Source organism: Cupriavidus necator (assembly GCF_040578825.1).
GTDB classification, from domain to species: Bacteria; Pseudomonadota; Gammaproteobacteria; order Burkholderiales; family Burkholderiaceae; genus Cupriavidus; species Cupriavidus necator_E.
The window spans coordinates 1-20,640 of record NZ_JBEFLI010000080.1 but is presented as its reverse complement, the minus strand read 5'-3'; the positions used below and the strand labels follow the sequence as shown (position 1 = coordinate 20,640).

Genomic DNA, 20,640 nt, shown 5'->3' with positions numbered 1-20,640 from the left:
CTCATGCGAAGCCTGCCACGCCCCCGTACCCTGCCACCGCCGCGCCTGCTGCTGCCCGGCGCCCTCGTGCTGGCCCTAGCGGCCTGCACGCTGGAGCCGCAGTACCAGCGCCCCGATGCGCCGATCCCGTCGGCGTTCCCGCAAGGTGCCGCTTATCGCCGCGACGCTGCCGCAAAGCCCGGGCAGCCCGGCCAGGCCGGCCAACCCACCGCGCCTGCCGGGCCATCGCTCGCGGAGCTGGGATGGCGCGACGTGTTCGTCGATCCGCAGCTGCGCCAGCTGATCGAACTGGCGCTGGCCAACAACCGCGACCTGCGCATGGCCACGCTGGCCATCGACGAGGCGCGCGCGCTGTACCAGATCGAACGCGCGGCGCAGTTCCCCACGGTGGAAGCCAATGCCGGCATGGTGTCGCAACGGCTGTCGCCGCGGCTGCGCGCGCCGGGACAGTCGCAGCAGATCACCACGTACAACGCGGGCATCGGCTTCACCGCGTTCGAGCTCGATTTCTTCGGCCGCGTGCGCAGCCTCAAGCATGCTGCGCTGGAGGAGTACATGGCGACCGAGCAAGCGCGCCGCAGCGCGCAGATCAGCCTGGTGGCTGAGGTGGCCAATGCCTACCTGACGCTGCTGGCCGATCGCGAGCTGCTGCGCCTGTCGCAGGAAACGCTGAAGACGCAGCAGGATGCCGCGGAGATGGTGCGGCGCGGGCGCCAGGCAGGCGCGATGGCGCAGCTCGACCAGCATCGCGCGCAAACCCAGGTGCAGACCGCACAGGTGGGCGTGGAGCAGTACACGCGGCAGGTAGCGCAGGACGAGAACGCCCTGACGCTGCTGGTGGGGTCCCAGTTGCCGAAGTCCGTGACCGATGCAGGGGCGGGTGCGGTGGCGAGCAACGCGGCAGCGAAGCCGGATCCGCTCGATCCCCGCATGCTGCTGAGCGAGTTCCCCGAAGGGCTGCCGTCGACCCTGCTGGAACGACGCCCCGACATCCTCGACGCCGAGCACCGGCTCAAGGCGGCCAACGCCAATATCGGCGCGGCACGCGCCGCGTTCTTCCCACGCATCTCGCTGACCGGCGCGCTGGGCGTGGCCAGCACCAGCCTGGCGGGACTGTTCTCCGGCGGCATGGCGTGGCTGTTCGCGCCGCAGATCACGCTGCCGATCTTCGATGCGGGCCGCAACCGCGCAGGGCTCGATGCGGCCACGGTGCGCAAGGACATCAACGTGGCCAACTACGAGAAGACCATCCAGACCGCCTTCCGCGAAGTGGCCGACAGCATGGCGGCACGCGCCACCTACGAGCGGCAGGTCAAGGCGCAGGAGGCACTGGTGCGCGAAGGCGGCGAAACGCGCCGGCTGTCGGAAATGCGTTTCAAGAACGGCGTGGACGACTACTTCGGCGTGTTCGATGCGCAGCGCCAGCTCTACACCGCACAGCAGGCGCTGATCACATACAAGCTGGCGGGGCTGACCAGCCGCGTGTCGCTGTACAAGTCGCTCGGCGGCGGCTGGCGGGAGGTGGCGGAGGTGCCCGCTGGGGGCGCGAACCCGGCGCCGGTGGCACAGGCCAGGCCGGCCGCTGCGGTGGCCCCGGCGGTGCGGTCCGCACCGGCAGCCCAACCGGTACCTGCAGCGCAACCTGTACGGGCGGCACAGCCGGCACCGGTTACTCGGCCCGCACCGGTCGCTCAACCAGCGCCGGCCGCACCAGTCGCACAAACCGCTCCGGTCGCGCAGCCCGCACCGGTCGCACAACCCGCGCCGGCAACACAGCCCGCACCGGTTGCGTCAACGCCCCGCTAAAGCAGGCGGCGCGCCAGCGCGCTGGCCGGATCAGAAGTATTTCAGCCAGCGCCTGTCGCGCCGCCTTGCCTTCAGCGTCGCGAACCAGCGCACCGCCGGCCACAGCGCGATGGCCAGCACCCCCGTCCCCAGCCATAGCTGCCAGACATGGTCGAAGCCGAACACCTTACCCTGGTTCAGGCCCCATTGCCGCACGCAGACCTGGTACATGCCCTGCAGCACGTACAGGTGCAGCAGGTAGAAGAACATCGGCACGGCACCGAATACCGCCAGCCGCCGCGCCAGCCACCCCTGCTGCGCACGTTCCAGCCAGACCAGCAGCAACAGCCCCGCTCCCAGCGTCAGCAGCACGAACAGCAGCGACGGCGGGTACTTGGTGACATTGAGAAAGCTCATCGCCGTCTGCAACGCATCGCTGCCGGGGCTCCACTTCTGCTCCTGCCCGTAACCGTTCAGTCCGCGCAGCACGGCGAATGCCGCCAGCGCCGCCACGGCGCAGCCGGCGAGACGCCGCTGCCGCACCGCTGCAGGCACCGAGGCGGCAAACCACGGCCCCGCGGCGTAGCCCAGCGCGATCACGCCGATCCACGGCAGCACCGGGTATGAAGTACGCACCTTCAGTCCGTCGTAGATGCCGATCCAGGTGCGGTCGTGCAGGATCGCCCAGGGCACGTGCCACGGGCTCTCCGGCGCAAACTGCAGCGGGCTCAGCAGGTTGTGGCCGGCCACCAGCGCGATGCCGAGCGCGATCAGCACCGTTCGCGGCAGCCACACCAGTGCTGCCAGCGCCATCATGCTCAGGCCGATCGCCCAGATCACCTGCAGGTAGATCACCCGCGGCGGGAAATTCCAGGTCCAGGCAAAGCCGACCAGCGTCAGCTCCAGCATCACCAGGAACACGCCGCGCCGCAGCAGGAAGCCGCTTACCGCGCCGCGGTCATGGCCGGCCGCCCCGTAGAGCCAGGCCGAGACCCCGGCCAGCCAGATAAACACCGGCGCGCACAGGTGGGCGGCGAGACGGCTGAAGAAAAGCGCCGGCGAAGTCGCGTTGACATCCATGGGATCGCCGACCTGCACGTGCAGGAAAAACGTCTCCCGCACGTGGTCGAGCAGCATGATCAGGATGACCAGTCCGCGCAGTGCATCGATGGACAGCAGCCGGCCGCCGGCCGGCCGCGCGGCCGCGGCGAAAGGAGAGACTGCAGGGAGGGATTGCGGCGCGGCGGTGCGCGCGAGGCCGGGCAGCATCGTCAGTAGCTCAGTTGCACGCCCAGGCGCACGGTGCGGCCGGCGCCCGGCGCGATCCACACGCTGTTGTACGAGCTTGCATAGTAGGTCTTGTCGAACACGTTGCCCACGTTAAGCGATACGCGCAGGTTGCGGCTGTATTGCCAGTAGCCATGCAGGTCCACCGCCACGTAGGCCGGCAGCGTGAACGAGTCCTGCACGTCGCCCGGACGCCGGCCCACATAGCGCAGCCCCGCACCGACGCCGTAGCGCTGCCCGATCGGCGCCGCGTCTTCATACACCGCCAGCAGGCTGCCGCTGGTGCGCGGCACATTGGACAGTGGCGTGCCTGGCGCGATGCGCGTGTCCTGCGTGATCTCGGCGTCCGTCAGCGCAAAGCTGCCCGACACGCGCCAGTGTGTGCCGATCTGCCCGGCCACGTCCAGCTCCACGCCGCGGCTGCGCGCTTCGCCGGCGGCAATGAAGAAAGACGGGTCGGCGGGATCGGTGGCGAGCACATTGCGCTTGCGGATCTCGAACACCGCCAGCGTGGCGCCGGTGCGCCGGTCGTCGCTGTCGAGCTTGATGCCGGCCTCGACCGCGCGGCCGCGTTCGGGGTCGAACGGCTGCCCGCCGGCATCGACACCCGCATTGGGACGGAACGACTGGCTGGCATTGGCAAACAGCGACAGGTTGTTGCTGGCGAGGTAGCTGACACCCACGCGCGGCGACACCGCGTTCTGGCGCTGCGTGGTGCGGGTGCCGCGCAGGTGGTCGTCCAGCGACTGGTCGAACGCATCGAAGCGCGCGCCGGCCAGCACGCGCCAGCGTTCGCCCAGGCTGATCTGGTCCTGCGCATAGGCGCCAACGTTGAGCTGGCGCTCGTAGGTGTCCATGTTCCAGGACATCGGCGGCGCGGGCTGGCCGTAGACCGGATGGTAGATATCGATGGCGTAAGGCGCGGCGGCGCTGGGGTTGCGGCGCAGCACCTGCATGGTGTTGCCAAAACGGTAGGCGTCCACGCCCATCAGCAACTCATGCCCGACCGGGCCGGTGCTGAACTTGCCGGTCACGCTGGCCTGCAGCGAGATATCGTCCGACTGGAAGTCGCGGTAGCGCCGCGAGCGCGACAGCGTGCGGCCGTCCGCGCCCAGCGCCGACGCTTCGGTGGAATGCCCGGTCAGCGCGCCACCGCGGTACGACAGCGCCAGCCTGCCCTTCCACTGCTCCGAGAACTGGTGCTCCACGCTGAGCTGGTGCGACTGGCTGTCGAGCCGCATGTCGCCGTCGCCGGGCTCGCCAAGGAACCGCGAGCGCGGAATGCGGCCGAGCTGCCCGTTGACGGCGACCACGCCGCGGTCCATCGGCGTGGTGTAGCGCTGGATTTCCGCGGCGTACTGCAGGATGGTGTCGTTGCCCAGCGTCCAGGTGAACGACGGCGCCACCAGGTAGCGCTGGCTCTGGATGTAGTCGCGCGTGCTGCCCTGGTGGTCGGCCACGGCGATCAGCCGGCCGGCCACGTTCTCGCCGAGCGGGCCGGTCACGTCGGCCGTGACCCGGTAGGCGTCGCGCGTGCCGGCCTCGAAGGAATAGGTCTGCGCGGGCCGGAACTGCGGCTGGCGCGTGACCACGTTGAAGGTGCCGCCAGGCTCGCCGGTGCCGTACAGCGAGGACGTTGGGCCTTTGAGCACTTCCACGCGCTCGATGGTGGCGGCGTCCATCGGCGCGGCATAGCCGCGGTTGGCGGCAAAACCGTTGACCAGGTAGCCCGCGCCGGTGTTGTCGTTGCCGGTAAAGCCGCGCATCGCGAAGTTGTCCCACAGGCCGCCAAAGTTGTTCTGGCGCGCGACCCCGCTGACGTAGTCGAAAGTCTGGTCGAAGCGGGTCGCGGCGATGTCGTCGAGCATGGCGCGCGGCACCACGCGCACGGATTGCGGGATCTCGCGCAACGGGGTGTCGGTACGGGTGGCGCCGGATGCGTCGGTGGGGTTGTATGATGCGGTGGCCGCGCCGACCACCGAGACTGCCGGCAGCGTAATATCGGAGGCCTCAGCCTTGTCGGTCGTATCGGCCGCGTCGGCCAGGCCAGATATCGCCAGCATCAGCGCGGCAATAGGGCGCAGCGAGCGCCCCGGCAACGGGTTCAGGCGCAACGCGCAGGCGGCGGACAGCAAGGAAACCGGCGCGCGGCAAGGCCGCTTGCGCCGGGCAAGGCTGGGCTGCGTTGGCAGCATAGGAACACCCCGGAAAGGGCGAATCACCGCGCGGGACGCTGGACGGCAAGCGGGGGATTCGCTAATGATATTAAATTCTCATTAAGATTCTAGTCATGGAACGCATGACCCGTCAACGCGGCGCTGTGATGGATGCGCTGCGCGAAGCCGGCCGGCCGCTGAGCCCGGCCGAGATCCTGGAAGCGGCGCAACGCCAGGTCCCCTCGCTGGGCCTGGCCACGGTCTACCGCAACCTGCGCGCGCTGCTGGACGACGCACGCGTGCATGCCGTCGAACTGCCCGGCCAGCCGGACCGCTATGAACTGTCGGAAGAACCTGGCGCGGTCACGCACCGGCACTATTTCCAGTGCCTGTCATGCGACCGCGTGTTCCCGCTGGAAGGCTGCCCCGGCCACCTGGAAGAGATCACGCCGCCGGGGTTCGAGGTCGAGCATCACGAGCTGACGCTGCTGGGACGCTGCCCGGAGTGCGCGCGCAAGGGCGGCAAGCGGCGCAAGGCGGCGGCGCACAAGCACTGATCCCATAGCTGTTTGGTCAGGTCATCCTCTTACGACACCGGGCGCGAAAGGCCAATACAACAACAGTCTCCAGGCTTACCCCGCTGTCGACCGCTCACGCGCGTTGTCATCTCGCAATCGACCAAGCCACGGCTGCAACCCCCATCGCCCCGATGGAGGGCATTTACCTGCGGCCCGCCCCTCACCTTAACCCAGCGCTAAGGGCGCTTGCAAAAGCTGAAATTGCGCCCCCTCGGGCTGCGTGGCAGACCTCAGCACACCCGAAGCCACCGGCGCGGCATCGGGTCGGCCGACGCTTCTGGGACTGCTCGCCAACGCTTATGGTATTTGCGCGATTCCCCTCCTCATGACTGCTCTGCTCGGCCAGCGCTCAGCCGCGCAGGATCGTTCCCCAAGCCAGACAGAGGGGGAACCCTGGTCGCTCGCTCCGCGCGTATTTTCCGGGGCATGCCGTTCCATACGCACCGATGGCCTGCACCGCCGAGCTCCGATGCGAGCGCCGACAGCGTCATCGCAATCAGTATCATCAACCTGCGCATGGTGCCCCCTCCCGCCTCAGCGTCTGTCGACGTCGAGCACTGCCTGCGCAAACGCCGTGGGCGCTTCATGCGGCGGATTGTGGCCGATGCCACCAGTCAGTTCCCGGTGTTCGTACCGGCCAGTGAACTTGCTCGCATAGGCGCTGGGCTTGGGATGCGGCGCGCCATTGGCATCGCCTTCGATGGTGATGGTGGGGACGCCAATGGCGGGCGCGGTGGCGAGTCGCTTCTCGATATCGTCGAACCTGGCTTCGCCGGCGGCGAGCCCCTGCCGCCAGCGGTAGTTGTGAATGGTGATTTCCACGTGATCGGGATTGTCGAAGGCGGCGGCGCTGCGCTGGAACGTGGCATCGTCGAACTTCCATTGCGGCGATGCCAGCTGCCAGATCAGCCTGGCGAACTGGTGCGTGTACTTCTGGTAGCCGGCGCGGCCACGATCCGTGGCGAAATAGAACTGGTACCACCACTGGAGCTCGGCTTCAGGCGGCAACGGCAGCTTGCCGGCCGCCTGACTGCCGATCAGGTAGCCGCTGACCGATACCAGCCCCCTGCAACGGTCCGGCCAGATCGCCGCCATGATGTCGGCGGTGCGCGCGCCCCAGTCAAAGCCGGCTACCACGGCGTTCCGGATCTTGAGCGCGTCCATCAGCGCGATCATGTCGGCGGCTATTGCCGCGGGCTGGCCGTTGCGCATGGTGTCCGCCGACAGGAAGGTCGTCGAACCAAACCCACGCAGGTAGGGAATGATCACCCGATAGCCGCGGGCCGCCAGCAGCGGTGCCACGTCGACGAAGCTGTGGATGTCGTAGGGCCAGCCATGCAACAGCAGCGCCACGGGACCTGTGGCCGGCCCTGCCTCGGCATAGCCGACGTTAAGCACACCGGCGTTGATGTGCCTGATCGGCGCGAAGGCCGTATGGGTGCCCGGCGCGGTCAACGGCAGCGGCGGCGCCTTCGACACGCCGGTTTGCGCGCGGGCGGCCTGCGACAGGCCGAACGGCGCAGCGGCCAGCGCCACTGCCGCTGCATTCAGAAAACCTCGACGAGGCAAATCCACTTTTTTCTCCGACATCTTCTTCTCCTGTGTGCGTGATCAACGTGAGCACGAGTCTAGGAGGCCATTGCAAGCGGCATGTGTCGGATTTCAGGGCTTTTGTATCACTGTGTGTATGCCGGCGCCTGTCCGATACGCTGATACAAACGTATGGAAACGGTACTGCCCTATAAGGGAGCTGCCGGCGCCCACCCTCCGCCTAGCGCTTTGAACGCCGCCACGGCGGCGCGAGCTGATTCGGTCTGTGCCTGCGCTCTGGCGTCGGAGGTCCGCAGAAGACTCTCGTCGGCATGCAGTACCGCTGACGCTGGCCGCGGTGTTCGTCGTCATGGACGCCACTGGCAAGAACTTCGACCGCATCACCCTGGGCGCGCTGATCCTGGCGCTGGGGCTGCTGGTGGACGACGCCTCGCCAGACAGGCCGAGGCGAAGATCGTGACGGCCTACATCGGTCAGGGCGCGCCCCGCTTCTACCTCGCCATGTCGCCCGAGCTGCCTGATCCCTCCTTTGCGAAGCTCGTGGTATTCCTGCCAGCGATGTATGCCATCTGGTACCGGATCAGGGTTCCCGCCGATGCGGACGACAGAGATCCAGAAGCTTCCACCGTCATTTCGTATTCCGCGGAGTGAGCAAGAGTAGCTAGCCCTGCCCTCACCTCGACCCTCTCCTGCCTTGCGGGAGAGGTAGAACACAAGAGGCAGTGCAAAAGTCTCGCCCCAGCGCAACTGTACTGCGCAATCCAACCCCACCTGTATATGGCGCCAGCCCAGCATCTGCCGCATGATGCCGCTGCCCCGCGCACAAGCCCGCGCCATCCCACAGGACCCCTGAATTGCCGCAAACCGCCGCCAAACGAAGCTCAACGCTGATCGCCGTACTCGCCCTCACCGGCTCGATGGCCTCGCTGTGCATCGGCACCTCCTTCGCCAAGAGCCTGTTCACCGCCCTGGGCGCGCAAGGCACGACGGCCCTGAGGGTAGGGTTCTCCGCGCTGATCCTGCTGTGCGTCTGGCGGCCGTGGCGCATCCCGCTGACGCTGGCCAACGCGCGCGCGATCGCGCTGTACGGGGCGGCGCTGGGCGCGACCAACCTGCTGTTCTATATGTCGCTGCGCACCATCCCGCTGGGGCTCGCGATCGCCATCGAATTTACCGGGCCGCTGGCGGTCGCGGTGATGTCGTCGCGGCGCGCGATCGATTTCCTGTGGATTGCGTGCGCGGTGGCGGGCCTGCTGCTGTTGCTGCCGGTGGGCGAAGCCGCGGGCACGCTGGACCCGGTCGGCATCGGCTATGCCCTGGCTGCCGGCGTGGGATGGGCGCTCTATATCGTATTCGGGCAGAAGGCGGGCAACGCCCACGGCGGCCAGGCCACGTCGCTGGGGCTGACCATGGCGGCGCTGGTGGTGATGCCGTTCGGGGTGGCGCACGCGGGCGCCGCGCTGTTCAGCCCGACGCTGCTGCTGTTCGAGCTGGCGGTGGGCGTGCTGTCGAGCGCGATCCCCTACTCGCTGGAAATGGTCGCGCTCAAGCGCTTGCACCGGCGCACCTTCGGCATCCTGCTGAGCATGGAGCCGGCCATGGGGGCGCTGGCCGGGCTGGTGTTCCTGCATGAGCAGCTGAGCGCAGTGCAGTGGCTGGCGATCGCCAGCATCATCACCGCTTCGGTCGGCTGCACGGTGACGGCGCGCGGCAAGCGCGAGGCGGGCTGAGGCATCCTGCGCTGAAGTGCGCGGCTGACCTTAGCTCGCGGCGAACCAGTCCGCCGGCAGCCACTGTGCGCTGCCCGCCGGCGCCTTCAGGGCCAGTGAGACTTCATGCAGGTAGCTGTCTTCCGGGTTGCGGCGGCTGGAAAAGCCGAAGTCATGCAGGATGGCCAGCATGCGGCGGTTTTCGCTGAGCACGTCGCCACGCATCGCACGCAGGCCGGCGGCGCACGCCAGGTCGCGCAGCTTGCCGATCAGGCGCCGGCCCAGTCCCTGCCCTTGCCAGTGGTCGGCGACCACCACCGCGATTTCCGCGACCCGGCCGCTGACTACATATTCGGCGCTGGCCACGATGGCCGGCGCGCCATCGCTGCCGGGCGCGACGATCACCAGCGCGACGCCCTCGGGTCCCGGCGTGGCGAGGCCGCGCACGATCTCGTCCACCACGCGGCCGCCGGTCAGGAAACGGAAGTAGCGGCTTTCCTTCGACAGCCCGTCCACCAGCGCCCGCAGCGCCGCGCCGTCCTGCGCCAGCGTGCTCCGCAGCGTGACCTTTACGCCCCGCTTCACCGTCCAGCTTTCCGCGCCTTGAAGTTCCATGCTGACAACCTAGCTACATTGTTTGTAGCCAGAGTATAGGCGATACCCTGACTTTTGCAAATGAAGTCAGCATGCTATGCTGCTGGCATCATGAACGTCACTGCGTCCGACCTCCGCCACTGCTCGATCGCCGCCACGCTTTCGCTGATCGGCGAAAAGTGGACGATGCTGATTCTGCGTGACGTCTTCCATGGCGTGACGCGCTTCGACGACTTCCTGCGCCGGCTGGAATGCTCGCCGGCGGTGCTGTCGGCGCGGCTCAAGACGCTGACCGAGGCCGGCCTGCTGCGCAAGGTCGGCTACCGCGAGCCGGGCGAGCGCGAGCGCTTCGAATACCGCCCCACCCGCGCGGCCGTGGAGCTTCTGCCCGTGCTGATCGGGCTGATGCAATGGGGCGACTGCCATATGGCGCCGGGCGGCGCGGGCCCCGTTGAGATCCGCTCGCGCGCCAGTGGCAAGCTGGTGCGCGCCGCGCTGGTCGATGAAGACGGCGCCGTGGTATCGCCCCGCGACATGCAGGTGATCCCCCTGCGCCGCGCTGGCGGCGAAGGCCAGGACACCTAAGCGTGGCCACCATGTGCTGCATCGCACCGTAGCGGCACACCGCACTGCACCATGACTGTGCCGCCAGCCCGGCGGCCGCCCCACCACAGCGCAGCCGGTGGGTCCCCACAGGCGCATGCGCGCGCCCATCCCCCCTCCGCAGTCACTTATAAGCCTGGCACACCCCTTGCGTAATGTGGACCAGGCCCGTCAACGGCGACCGGCCCACCCCCACACAGGCAGCCGCTATCCCATGTAGCGGCTGTTCAGGACAACGGCGTCCCCTGAACCGGCTCATCACGTCAATCGATGCGCCGGTTCGCGGGACGCCACTTGTTTTTTGGAGCAAGTGACGATGACCGGCAAAGCCACCCGCATCGAGCTGCTGAGCTTGAGCACCCCGCAGATGCGCGCCTTCCACCTGACCTGGATGGCGTTCTTCGTCTGTTTCTTCGCGTGGTTTGCCTGCGCGCCGCTGATGCCCGTGCTCAAGGGCGAATTCGGCCTGACCCCGGGCCAGATCGCCAACATCAATATCGCGGCGGTGGCAGTGACCATCCTGGTGCGGCTGGTGATCGGCCCGATGTGCGACCGCTTCGGCCCGCGCAAGACCTACACCGGCCTGCTGGCGGTGGGCGCGCTGCCGGTGCTGGGCGTGGCGCTGGCGCAGAACTACGAGACCTTCCTGATCTTCCGCCTGCTGATCGGCGCGGTCGGCGCGAGCTTCGTGATCACGCAGTACCACACCTCGGTGATGTTCGCACCCAACGTGGTCGGCACCGCCAACGCGGCCTCGGCCGGCTGGGGCAACGCCGGCGGCGGCGCCGCGCAGGCCATCATGCCGCTGCTGCTGGCGGCGGTGCTGATGCTGGGCGCCGACCACGCACTCGGCTGGCGCTTCGCGCTGGTGGTGCCGGGCGTGCTGATGCTGATCATGGCAGTCATCTACTGGCGCTTCACGCAGGACTGCCCGGAAGGCAACTACTCGGACCTGCGCGCCCGCGGCATCGAGATCACCGGCAAGGACGGTGGCAAGGGCGGCGGCTGGGCCAGCTTCCGCGCCGCCAGCGCCAACTACCGCGTGTGGCTGCTGTTCATCACCTACGGCGCCTGCTTCGGCGTTGAGATCTTCATCCACAACATCGCCGCCTCGTACTACGTGGACCGCTTCGGCCTGAGCCTGAAGGCCGCCGGCATGGCTGCCGCGAGCTTCGGCCTGCTGGCGCTGTTTGCCCGCGCCCTGGGTGGCTGGCTGTCGGACAAGGCAGCGCGCCGCCGCGGCCTGGACGCACGCGCCACGCTGCTGTTCGTGCTGATCATGGGCGAAGGCCTGGGCCTGCTGTGGTTCGCGCAGGCCGGCAGCGTGACGCTGGCCGTGGTCGCGATGCTGCTGTTCGGCCTGTTCACCCACATGGCCTGTGGCGCGACCTACGCCCTGGTGCCCTTTATCGACCGCAAGGCGCTGGGCGGCGTGGCCGGGATCATCGGCGCGGGCGGCAACGTTGGCGCCGTCGCCGCGGGCTTCCTGCTCAAGGGCCTGGGCGACCTGCAGCACACGCTGACCGTGCTGGGCGTGCTGGCCACCATCGCCGCCCTGTGCGCGATCGCCATCCGCTTCAGCGCCGAGCACAAGGCACGCGAGCAGGCGCTGTACGACAGCGCGCTGGCCAATTGAATTGATCTCTAAGCATTGCCCCACAGCACAACAAGCAGCAAAGACTGACTCCCGGACAAGGAAAGCATCATGAAACTGATCATCGTCGGCCACGGTATGGTGGGTCACAAGTTCCTGGAATGCCTGGCGGAAGCCGGCGCACAGAATCTTGAAGTGACCGTACTGTGCGAAGAACCGCGTCCCGCCTACGATCGCGTGCACCTGTCCGAGTTCTTTGCCGGCAAGTCGGCCGAAGACCTGTCGCTGGTGCCCGCCGGCTTCTTCGAGCAGCACAACAACATGCTGCTGCGCCTGAATGCCCGCGCCGTCGAGATCGATCGCGCGGCGCGCACGGTGAAGGTGTCGACCGGCGAAACCCTGTCCTATGACAAGCTGATCCTTGCCACCGGCTCCTACCCCTTCGTGCCGCCGGTGCCGGGCAAGGACCGCAAGGACTGCTTCGTCTATCGCACCATCGAAGACCTGGAAGCGATGCGCGAATGCGGTGCGCGCTCGAAGACCGGCGTAGTCGTCGGCGGCGGCCTGCTGGGCCTGGAATGCGCCAAGGCGCTGCGCGACATGGACCTGCAGACGCACGTGGTCGAGTTTGCTCCGCGCCTGATGGCGGTGCAGGTCGATGAAGGCGGCGGCCGCATGCTGCGCCAGAAGATCCAGGGCCTGGGCGTGACCGCCCACACCGGCAAGAACACCGTTGAAATCGTCGACGGCGAAGACGGCACGCACCGCATGGTGTTCGCCGACGGCACGCATCTCGACACCGACATGATCGTGTTCTCGGCCGGCATTCGCCCGCGCGACGAACTGGCACGCGCAAGTGGCCTGGCAGTGGGCGAGCGCGGCGGCATCGCGGTCGACAACAACTGCCGCACCTCCGACCCGGACATCTACGCCATCGGCGAATGCGCGCTGTGGCAAGGCAAGATCTATGGCCTGGTGGCCCCGGGCTACGACATGGCTCGCGTGGCCGCACGCCACCTGCGCGGCGAAGCCGCCGAGTTCGGCGGCGCCGACATGAGCACCAAGCTCAAGCTGATGGGCGTGGACGTGGCCAGCATCGGCGATCCGCACGGCACGGTGCCGGGCGCGCGCATCTACCAGTTCAGCGACGACCGCAAGGAGGTCTACAAGAAGCTGGTGGTGTCCGAATGCGGCAAGTACCTGCTGGGCGGCGTGCTGATCGGCGACGCCAGCGAGTACGGCACGCTGCTGCAGATGATGCTGAACAAGATCGAACTGCCCGAGTCGCCCGAATTCCTGATCCTGCCCGACAGCAGCGGCAAGGCCAAGCCGGCGCTGGGCGCCGACGCGCTGCCTGACACCGCCCAGATCTGCTCGTGCAACAACGTCTCCAAGGGCGAGATCTGCGGCGCCGTGTGCGACGGTGCCACCAGCATCGGCGCGCTCAAGACCTGCACCAAGGCGGGTACCGCCTGCGGCGGCTGCGTGCCGCTGGTCACGCAGATCATGAAGGCGGAGATGAAGAAGCAAGGGATGGCCGTCAACAACCATCTCTGCGAGCACTTCCCCTACTCGCGCCAGGAGCTCTATCACCTGGTGCGCGTGGGCAAGTTCAAGACCTTCGACGCACTGCTGGAAGCGCACGGCAAGGGCCTGGGTTGCGACATCTGCAAGCCGGCGGTGGGCAGCATCCTGGCGTCGTGCTGGAACGAATTCGTGCTCAAGGAAGAGCACGCCAGCCTGCAGGATTCCAACGACTACTACCTGGCCAACATCCAGAAGGACGGCACCTACTCGGTGGTGCCGCGCATGCCGGGCGGCGAAGTCACGCCCGAGGGCCTGATCGCCGTCGGCCAGGTGGCCAAGAAGTACGGCCTGTACACCAAGATCACCGGCGGCCAGCGCGTCGACCTGTTCGGTGCCCGCGCCGAGGAACTGCCCTATATCTGGGAAGAACTGATCGCCGCCGGCTTCGAGTCGGGGCATGCCTACGGCAAGGCGCTGCGCACGGTGAAGTCGTGCGTCGGCTCGACCTGGTGCCGCTACGGCGTGGGCGATTCCGTCGGCCTCGCCATCGAACTGGAAAACCGCTACAAGGGCCTGCGCGCGCCGCACAAGATCAAGTTCGGCGTGTCCGGCTGCACCCGCGAATGCGCCGAGGCGCAGGGCAAGGACGTGGGCGTGATCGCCACCGACAAGGGCTGGAACCTGTATGTGTGCGGCAACGGCGGCATGAAGCCGCGCCACGCCGAGCTGCTGGCGAGCGATCTCGACCACGACACCCTGGTGCGCTACATCGACCGCTTCCTGATGTTCTACGTGCGCACCGCCGACCGCCTGCAGCGCACCAGCGTCTGGCGCGACAACCTCGAAGGCGGCCTGGACTACCTGAAGGCCGTGGTGCTGGACGACAAGCTGGGCATCGCCGCGGAACTCGAATCCGAGATGCAGCACGTGGTCGACACCTACGAAGACGAATGGAAGAAGGCCGTGACCGACCCGGAGACGCGCAAGCGCTTCCGCCACTTCGTCAACAGCGACCGCCGCGACGACAACCTGGTGTTTATCGAAGAGCGCGGCCAGATCCGTCCGGCCACGCCCGAGGAACGGAACTTGCAGCGCTCCCGGCTGGGCCACATTCCCGTGGTCGCCATGCCCGCAAAAGCAGCCTGAACGCGCCCGCCCCCGCCCGAAACTAAGGAGAACGTGATGAGCCATCCGCACCATCCCGAAACCTGGACCGCTGTCTGCACCGTACGCGATATCGTGCCCAATACTGGTGTCTGCGCCCTGGTGGACGACAAGCAAATCGCCGTGTTCCGTATCGGCCGTGGCGAAGAGGTCTACGCCATCGACAATTTCGATCCCAACTCGCAGGCCGCGGTGCTGTCGCGCGGGCTGGTGGGCAACCTGGGAGACCGCCTGGTGGTGGCCTCGCCCATCTACAAGCACCACTTCGACCTGCGCACCGGCGAATGCCTGGAAGCGCCCGAGCACTCGGTCAGCGCCTACGCCGCGCGCGTCTATGACGGAAAGGTCTGGATCGCCGCCAGCGTGGTGCTGGGCGAGGCCGAGGAAGAACTGGCCGCCTGACCGCACCGCTACGCCCCGATGTCCGCCCCTCGCTCACCCTTTCACCACGGAGATGACGGCATGACGCCATCCGCCAACCTGCAGTCCCGCCCGCGCCTGGTCGTAGTCGGCAACGGCATGGCCGGCATGCGCACCGTCGAGGAGCTGCTCAAGCTCGCGCCGGACCTGTACGACATCACCGTGTTCGGGGCCGAGCCGCACGGCAACTACAACCGCATCCTGTTGTCGCCGGTGCTGGCCGGCGAGAAGACGGTGGCGGACATCATGCTCAATACGCGCGAGTGGTATGAAGAGAACGGCATCGAGCTGCTCGCCGGCGATCCGGTGGTGGCGATCGACCGCCCGCGCCGCGTGGTGCGCTCGGCCTCGGGGCGCGAGGTGCGCTACGACCGCCTGCTGCTGGCGACCGGCTCCAAGCCCTTTATCCTGCCGGTGCCCGGCCACCAGCTCGACGGCGTGATCGCGTTCCGCGATATCCAGGACGTCGAGACCATGCAGCAAGCCGCGCGCAACCATCGCCATGCGGTGGTGATCGGCGGCGGCCTGCTCGGACTGGAAGCCGCCAACGGGCTGCTGCGCCAGGGCATGGACGTGACCGTGGTGCACCTGCCCGACAGCCTGATGGAGCGCCAGCTCGACAAGCCCGCTGCCACGCTGCTGCAGAGCGCGCTGGAACGCAAGGGCCTGCGCTTCCTGCTGGGCGCGCAGACCGCCGAGATCCTCGGCACCGACCGCGTCACCGGCGTGCGCTTCAAGGACGGCAGCGAGATCCCCGCCGACCTGGTGGTGATGACCGCCGGCGTGCGCCCCAATATCGAGCTGGCCGCCGGTGCCGGCCTGCACTGCGAACGCGCGATCGTCGTCGACGACACGCTGCAGACCTACGATCCGCGCATCTACGCCGTGGGCGAGTGCGTGCAGCACCGCCAGGCCACCTTCGGCCTGGTGGCGCCGATCTGGGATCAGGCTCGCGTGTGCGCCGCTCATCTCGCCGGCTCCGGCCATCGCCGCTACGTGCAACAGGCCACGGCAACTAAACTGAAAGTGACTGGCGTGGACCTGTACTCCGCCGGCGACTTTATCGGCGGCGAAGGCAGCGAAGACCTGGTGCTGCGCGATGCGCGCCGCGGCGTGTACAAGCGCCTGGTGCTGCAGGACGGGCGCCTCGTTGGCGCGGTGCTGTACGGCGACGTGCAGGACGGCCCGTGGTACTTCGACATGATCCAGCGCCGCACGCCAGTGGGTGCGCTGCGCCAGCGCCTGCTGTTCGGCAAGGCGCAGTGCGAAGCGCTCGCTGCGTAAGCATCACCAGAAGCAAGATAATCGCCCCCCCGCACGGAGAACGCGTGAACCTGTCCGACATCCCGGTGGTCTCGGCCACCCCGACCACTACCACCGCCACCACCTGCCCGTACTGCGGTGTCGGCTGCGGCGTGCAAGCCACCGTGCGTGCCGACGGCCAGGTCGAGATCGCGGGCGACGCACAGCACCCGTCCAACTTTGGCCGGCTGTGCGTCAAGGGCTCGGCGCTGGGCGAGACGGTGGACCTCGAAGGCCGCCTGCTCCACCCCAAGCTGCGCGACGCGGACGGCAGCCTGCAGCAAGTCTCGTGGGATCGTGCACTCGACACCGTGGCGCAGGGCTTCTCCGACATCATCCGCCGCCACGGCCCGGATTCGGTCGCGCTCTATGTCTCCGGCCAGTTGCTGACCGAGGACTACTACGTTGCCAACAAGCTGATGAAGGGTTTCATCGGCAGCGCCAATATCGACACCAACTCGCGCCTGTGCATGTCGTCGGCGGTAGCCGGGCACAAGCGTGCCTTCGGTGAAGACCTGGTGCCGGGCAATTACGAAGACCTGGAGCAGGCCGACCTGGTGGTGCTGGTGGGGTCCAATACCGCGTGGTGCCACCCGATCCTGTTCCAGCGCCTGACCAAGGCCAAGGAAGCTCGCCCCGGCATGAAGATCGTGGCGATCGACCCGCGCCGCACGGCCACTTGCGAACTGGCCGACCTGCACCTGGCGCTGCGCCCGGGTACCGACGTGTGGCTGTTCAACGGGCTGCTGAGCTACCTGGCGCGCGAAGGCCAGACCGATGCGGCCTTTGTCGCGGCGAGCACTGCGGGACTGGCCGATGCGCTGCAGGCCGCCGATGCCGATTGCGCCGACCCGGCCGCCGTGGCCCGCGCCTGCAAGCTCAACGTGCAGGACGTGCTGGCCTTCTATCAGCTGTTCGCGGATACGGCCAAGGTTGTGACCGCCTTCTCGCAAGGCGTCAACCAGTCGTCGTCGGGCACTGACAAGGTCAACAGCATCATCAACTGCCACCTGCTGACCGGCCGCATCGGCAAGCCGGGCATGGGCCCGTTCTCGCTGACCGGGCAGCCCAATGCGATGGGCGGGCGCGAGGTCGGCGGCCTGGCCAATATGCTGGCCGCGCACATGGAGCTGGCCAACCCGCTGCACCGCGAGGTCGTGCAAAGCTTCTGGCAGTCGCCGGTAGTCGCCGACCGTCCCGGCCTGAAGGCGGTGGAACTGTTCGAAGCCATTGAAGCCGGCCGCGTCAAGGCGGTCTGGGTGATCGCCACCAACCCGGTGGTGAGCCTGCCCGACGCCGACCAGGTGCGCCGCGCACTGGCCAAGTGCGAACTGGTGGTCGCCAGCGACATCATCGAGCGCACCGACACCAATGCCGCCGCGCACGTGCTGCTGCCCGCGCTGGGCTGGGGCGAGAAGGACGGCACGGTCACCAACTCGGAACGGCGCATTTCGCGCCAGCGTGCCTTCCTGCCGGCCCCCGGCGAAGCGCGCGCCGACTGGCAGATCCTGTGCGATGTGGCAAGCCGGATGGATTTTAGCGGCTTCGACTATGCCGGCGTGCATGAAATCTTCGACGAACACGCGCGCCTGAGCGCCTGGCGCAACGATGAGGCGCCGCGCATGTTCGATATCAGCGGGCTCGCCGGCCTGGACAAGGACCGCTACGACACGCTGGAGCCGGTGCAATGGCCCGTGCGCGCCAATGTCGCGTCCGACTCCCGGCGGCTGTTCGGCGGCGGCCGCTACGCCCATGCCGATGGCCTGGCCCGCTTTGTCGCCACGCCGCCGCGCGCGCCCGCTCATGCGCCGGACGACGATTTCCCGCTGATTCTCAACACCGGCCGCGTGCGCGACCAGTGGCACACCATGACGCGCACCGGCAAGTCCGCGCGCCTGTCCGACCACCTGCCCGAGCCCTTCGTCGACATGCACCCGCAGGACGCGCTGCTGTGCGGCGTCGGCGCAGGCAAGCTGGCGCGCGTCAGCACCCGCTGGGGCGCGATGGTGGCGCGCGTGCACCACGGCGGCGGCATCCCGCGCGGCAGCGTATTCGTGCCGATCCACTGGAACGGCCAGTTCAGCTCCGATGCGCGCGTCGGCGCGCTGGTCAACCCGGTGGTCGATCCGGTGTCGGGCGAGCCCGAGTTCAAGCACACGCCGGTGCGCGTGGAACCGTTCGGCGTCAACTGGCACGGCTTCGTGCTGAGCCGCAGCGAGCTGCCGGCCGAGGCGCTGACCTACTGGACGCGCGTGCAAGGGCGTCAGTTCCAGCGCTACGAATTCGCCGGCCGCGAAGCCATCGCCGACCGCGCCGCCTGGGCGCGCACGCTGCTCGGCGTGACCGACCCGGATGCCGACTGGCTCGAGTACGAGGACCGCACCGCCGGCGTCTATCACGCGGGCTATGTCGTCAACGACCGGCTCGAAGCCTGCGTCTACGTGTCGACGCGGCCCGAGCTGCCGTCGCGCGCGTGGCTGGCCGGTCTGTTCGGCCGCGACCGGCTCGAGGATACCGACCGCATCGGCCTGCTGCTCGGACAGCCCATGGAGAAAGGCGCCGATGCCGGCCCGACGGTGTGCTCGTGCTTCGGCGTGGGCCGCAATACCATCTGCGACGCAGTGCGCAAGCACGACCTGAAGACGCCGGCCGAGATCACCGCCTGCGTCAAGGCCGGCGGCAATTGCGGGTCATGTGTGCCGGAGCTGAAAAAGCTGCTGGTGGAGATCCGCGTCGCCGAGGTGGCATAAAGGGCGGCACCGGTGCGCGTTCGCGGTAGCATGGCGAGCCTGACCGCCATGCACCGGAGCGCGCCATGCCCAACCCGTATCCCCGCTTTTCAGTCTTTATCGCCGCCAGCCTCGACGGCTTTATCGCCCGTGCCGATGGCGAGCTGGACTGGCTGCTCGGTGCCACCACATCCACTGACGACCACGGCTACGCCGCCTATATGCAGGGCATCGACACCCTGCTTCTCGGTCGCAACACTTACGAGAAAGTCCTGAGCTTCGATCCGTGGCCCTATGCCGGCAAGCGCGTGGTGGTCATGAGCAACACGCTCGACTCGATTGCGCCGACACTCGCGGCCGAAGTCAGCCTGCAGCGCGGCACGGTACGCGAGGCGGCTGCCGCGCTAGCCGCCAGCGGCACCAGCAGTGTCTATGTCGACGGCGGCAAGCTGATCCAGTCCTTCCTGGCGGAAGGGCTGATCGATACGCTGACGATCACGCGCATCCCGATGCTGATCGGCAACGGTATCCCGCTGTTCGGCGACGCCGGGCACGATATCCGGCTGGCGCACCTGCGCACTACGACGTATGAAAGCGGCTTCGTACAGAGCACCTATCGCGTCATCGCAGCCAGCCAGAACGACCAGGCTTCCACCGCGAACTGAGCACGCCTCAAGAGATTCGTACTTGACCGCATTGCGTTAGAATCACCGCATCTTTCGGGCGCGCGCTCTGCCGCGCCCAGCCCTCTTCTGCCGGTGCCGCGGCGCATCGATGATCTTTGCGCCCGACCCTGCGGCGCTCTGCAAAATCCCCTGATTTATCCTGTTTGCCGGCGATGCGACGATTTTGCCGTCATTTCGCGCGCACGCGTCGGCTAGTCTCGCTTTGTTTTCATCGATGGAGTCCGAGGAGCTTCCCCATGCCATCGCCCTTGGTCATGCTTGGCATGACCACCGGCAGGGTTCTGCGAAATCGCTATGGGCTTGGCGTGGCGGCCGTAGGCGGCGCAATGTCGGCGTTCGGCGTTGGCCTGGCCGTCGGCAACCTGCTGGCGGGCCATGCCCGCCGGATCTTCACGCGCGATGAACGCACCCTGGCGCTGGCCTGCGTGCCGCTCGCCGTTGCCATGATGCTGTTCATGGCGGCTTCCGTCGGATTGACCGGTGCGCTGGCTTGCCTGTTGGTGTGGGGCGCTGCCCTCGGTGTGGCGGCGCCGGCAAGTACGGCGATCCTCGCAAGGCGCGCTGCAGCGGCAAAGGGCCAGGTACTGGCCGCATCGGAAAGCATCAACAACGCAACGGTATTGATGCTGCTGCCGGTCGCGGCCGGCGCATTGGCGGCTCACGGCCCGGCAAAGGCGGCCATGGTGGTAGGAGGTTGCTGTCTGGTCGGCGTGCTACTGACGGTTGCCGACGCTCGCATCGCTGAATGATGCGCGCGCATAGGTACCGTTATCGCGCCGCCAAAGCAAAAACCCCAGCCTTTGTGGGCTGGGGTTCTGCGGTATAAGAGCCTGGCGATGACCTACTTTCACACGGGTAATCCGCACTATCATCGGCGCGGAGTCGTTTCACGGACCTGTTCGGGATGGGAAGGGGTGGTTCCAACTCGCTATGGTCACCAGGCATGAGGGGTTGC

16 protein-coding genes and 1 rRNA gene are annotated in these 20,640 nt (G+C 67.7%); 12 read left to right on the top strand and 5 right to left on the bottom strand.

The window, feature by feature from the left end; translation table 11 throughout:
* The first annotated feature begins 3 nt into the window (after positions 1–3).
* Positions 4–1,806 carry an efflux transporter outer membrane subunit gene (locus AB1I47_RS28520; RefSeq protein ID WP_354687048.1) on the top strand — a complete coding sequence of 601 codons (1,803 nt, stop codon included), beginning with the start codon at positions 4–6 and terminating at the stop codon, positions 1,804–1,806.
* Positions 1,807–1,836: 30 nt separating this feature from the next.
* On the opposite strand, the gene AB1I47_RS28515 is transcribed toward AB1I47_RS28520, so the two are convergent.
* Positions 1,837–3,054 (bottom strand): acetyltransferase domain-containing protein, encoded by a 1,218-nt coding sequence (locus AB1I47_RS28515; protein ID WP_354687047.1) that lies wholly within the window; start codon positions 3,052–3,054, stop codon positions 1,837–1,839.
* A gap of 2 nt (positions 3,055–3,056) precedes the next feature.
* Positions 3,057–5,267, bottom strand: a complete 2,211-nt coding sequence (locus AB1I47_RS28510) for a TonB-dependent siderophore receptor (protein WP_354687046.1) — start codon at positions 5,265–5,267, stop codon at positions 3,057–3,059.
* Between the two features lie 95 nt (positions 5,268–5,362).
* Here AB1I47_RS28510 and AB1I47_RS28505 point away from each other — a divergent pair, with 95 nt between their 5' ends.
* Positions 5,363–5,785 carry a Fur family transcriptional regulator gene (locus AB1I47_RS28505; RefSeq protein WP_354687045.1) on the top strand — a complete coding sequence of 141 codons (423 nt, stop codon included), beginning with the start codon at positions 5,363–5,365 and terminating at the stop codon, positions 5,783–5,785.
* A gap of 555 nt (positions 5,786–6,340) precedes the next feature.
* Here AB1I47_RS28505 and AB1I47_RS28500 read toward each other — a convergent pair.
* On the bottom strand, positions 6,341–7,396 hold the full coding sequence (locus AB1I47_RS28500; protein ID WP_354687044.1) for an alpha/beta fold hydrolase: 1,056 nt from the start codon (positions 7,394–7,396) through the stop codon (positions 6,341–6,343).
* Positions 7,397–7,813: 417 nt separating this feature from the next.
* Between AB1I47_RS28500 and AB1I47_RS28495 the strand changes: the two genes are divergently transcribed.
* Positions 7,814–8,008 (top strand): hypothetical protein, encoded by a 195-nt coding sequence (locus AB1I47_RS28495; RefSeq protein ID WP_354687054.1) that lies wholly within the window; start codon positions 7,814–7,816, stop codon positions 8,006–8,008.
* A 203-nt stretch (positions 8,009–8,211) separates the two neighbouring features.
* The gene (locus tag AB1I47_RS28490) at positions 8,212–9,087 is read left to right on the top strand and encodes a DMT family transporter (protein ID WP_354687043.1); all 876 of its coding nucleotides are present in this window, start codon (positions 8,212–8,214) and stop codon (positions 9,085–9,087) included.
* A 30-nt stretch (positions 9,088–9,117) separates the two neighbouring features.
* On the opposite strand, the gene AB1I47_RS28485 is transcribed toward AB1I47_RS28490, so the two are convergent.
* The gene (locus AB1I47_RS28485; protein WP_354687042.1) at positions 9,118–9,681 is read right to left on the bottom strand and encodes a GNAT family N-acetyltransferase; all 564 of its coding nucleotides are present in this window, start codon (positions 9,679–9,681) and stop codon (positions 9,118–9,120) included.
* 90 nt (positions 9,682–9,771) lie between these two features.
* Between AB1I47_RS28485 and AB1I47_RS28480 the strand changes: the two genes are divergently transcribed.
* The 8 genes from AB1I47_RS28480 (at position 9,772) to AB1I47_RS28445 (ending at position 20,434) form a co-directional block, all read left to right on the top strand.
* Positions 9,772–10,245: a winged helix-turn-helix transcriptional regulator gene (locus AB1I47_RS28480; protein WP_354687041.1), complete on the top strand. Its 474-nt coding sequence runs from the start codon at positions 9,772–9,774 to the stop codon at positions 10,243–10,245.
* A gap of 334 nt (positions 10,246–10,579) precedes the next feature.
* A complete protein-coding gene (locus tag AB1I47_RS28475; RefSeq protein WP_354687040.1) occupies positions 10,580–11,899 on the top strand; it encodes an MFS transporter in 1,320 nt (439 codons plus the stop codon).
* 69 nt (positions 11,900–11,968) lie between these two features.
* Positions 11,969–14,530 carry a nitrite reductase large subunit NirB gene (gene nirB / locus AB1I47_RS28470; RefSeq protein ID WP_354687039.1) on the top strand — a complete coding sequence of 854 codons (2,562 nt, stop codon included), beginning with the start codon at positions 11,969–11,971 and terminating at the stop codon, positions 14,528–14,530.
* Positions 14,531–14,566: 36 nt separating this feature from the next.
* The gene (nirD, locus tag AB1I47_RS28465; protein WP_354687038.1) at positions 14,567–14,950 is read left to right on the top strand and encodes a nitrite reductase small subunit NirD; all 384 of its coding nucleotides are present in this window, start codon (positions 14,567–14,569) and stop codon (positions 14,948–14,950) included.
* A 60-nt stretch (positions 14,951–15,010) separates the two neighbouring features.
* Positions 15,011–16,252, top strand: a complete 1,242-nt coding sequence (locus tag AB1I47_RS28460) for an NAD(P)/FAD-dependent oxidoreductase (protein ID WP_354687037.1) — start codon at positions 15,011–15,013, stop codon at positions 16,250–16,252.
* Positions 16,253–16,296: 44 nt separating this feature from the next.
* Positions 16,297–19,020 carry a molybdopterin-dependent oxidoreductase gene (locus AB1I47_RS28455; RefSeq protein ID WP_354687036.1) on the top strand — a complete coding sequence of 908 codons (2,724 nt, stop codon included), beginning with the start codon at positions 16,297–16,299 and terminating at the stop codon, positions 19,018–19,020.
* Positions 19,021–19,085: 65 nt separating this feature from the next.
* Positions 19,086–19,664: a dihydrofolate reductase family protein gene (locus AB1I47_RS28450; RefSeq protein ID WP_354687035.1), complete on the top strand. Its 579-nt coding sequence runs from the start codon at positions 19,086–19,088 to the stop codon at positions 19,662–19,664.
* 284 nt (positions 19,665–19,948) lie between these two features.
* Positions 19,949–20,434 (top strand): hypothetical protein, encoded by a 486-nt coding sequence (locus AB1I47_RS28445; protein WP_354687034.1) that lies wholly within the window; start codon positions 19,949–19,951, stop codon positions 20,432–20,434.
* Positions 20,435–20,513: 79 nt separating this feature from the next.
* On the opposite strand, the gene rrf is transcribed toward AB1I47_RS28445, so the two are convergent.
* Positions 20,514–20,627: ribosomal RNA gene (rrf, locus tag AB1I47_RS28440) — 5S ribosomal RNA — on the bottom strand.
* Between the last annotated feature and the right edge of the window lie 13 nt (positions 20,628–20,640).

Coding starts and splice junctions, on each gene's coding strand:
- AB1I47_RS28510 (WP_354687046.1), bottom strand. CDS start 5,267: ATGCTGCCAACGCAGCCCAGCCTTGCCCGGCGCAAGCGGCCTTGCCGC.
- nirB (WP_354687039.1), top strand. CDS start 11,969: ATGAAACTGATCATCGTCGGCCACGGTATGGTGGGTCACAAGTTCCTG.
- AB1I47_RS28480 (WP_354687041.1), top strand. CDS start 9,772: ATGAACGTCACTGCGTCCGACCTCCGCCACTGCTCGATCGCCGCCACG.
- AB1I47_RS28515 (WP_354687047.1), bottom strand. CDS start 3,054: ATGCTGCCCGGCCTCGCGCGCACCGCCGCGCCGCAATCCCTCCCTGCA.
- AB1I47_RS28445 (WP_354687034.1), top strand. CDS start 19,949: ATGACCACCGGCAGGGTTCTGCGAAATCGCTATGGGCTTGGCGTGGCG.
- AB1I47_RS28475 (WP_354687040.1), top strand. CDS start 10,580: ATGACCGGCAAAGCCACCCGCATCGAGCTGCTGAGCTTGAGCACCCCG.
- nirD (WP_354687038.1), top strand. CDS start 14,567: ATGAGCCATCCGCACCATCCCGAAACCTGGACCGCTGTCTGCACCGTA.
- AB1I47_RS28520 (WP_354687048.1), top strand. CDS start 4: ATGCGAAGCCTGCCACGCCCCCGTACCCTGCCACCGCCGCGCCTGCTG.
- AB1I47_RS28500 (WP_354687044.1), bottom strand. CDS start 7,396: ATGTCGGAGAAAAAAGTGGATTTGCCTCGTCGAGGTTTTCTGAATGCA.
- AB1I47_RS28450 (WP_354687035.1), top strand. CDS start 19,086: ATGCCCAACCCGTATCCCCGCTTTTCAGTCTTTATCGCCGCCAGCCTC.
- AB1I47_RS28485 (WP_354687042.1), bottom strand. CDS start 9,681: ATGGAACTTCAAGGCGCGGAAAGCTGGACGGTGAAGCGGGGCGTAAAG.
- AB1I47_RS28505 (WP_354687045.1), top strand. CDS start 5,363: ATGGAACGCATGACCCGTCAACGCGGCGCTGTGATGGATGCGCTGCGC.
- AB1I47_RS28460 (WP_354687037.1), top strand. CDS start 15,011: ATGACGCCATCCGCCAACCTGCAGTCCCGCCCGCGCCTGGTCGTAGTC.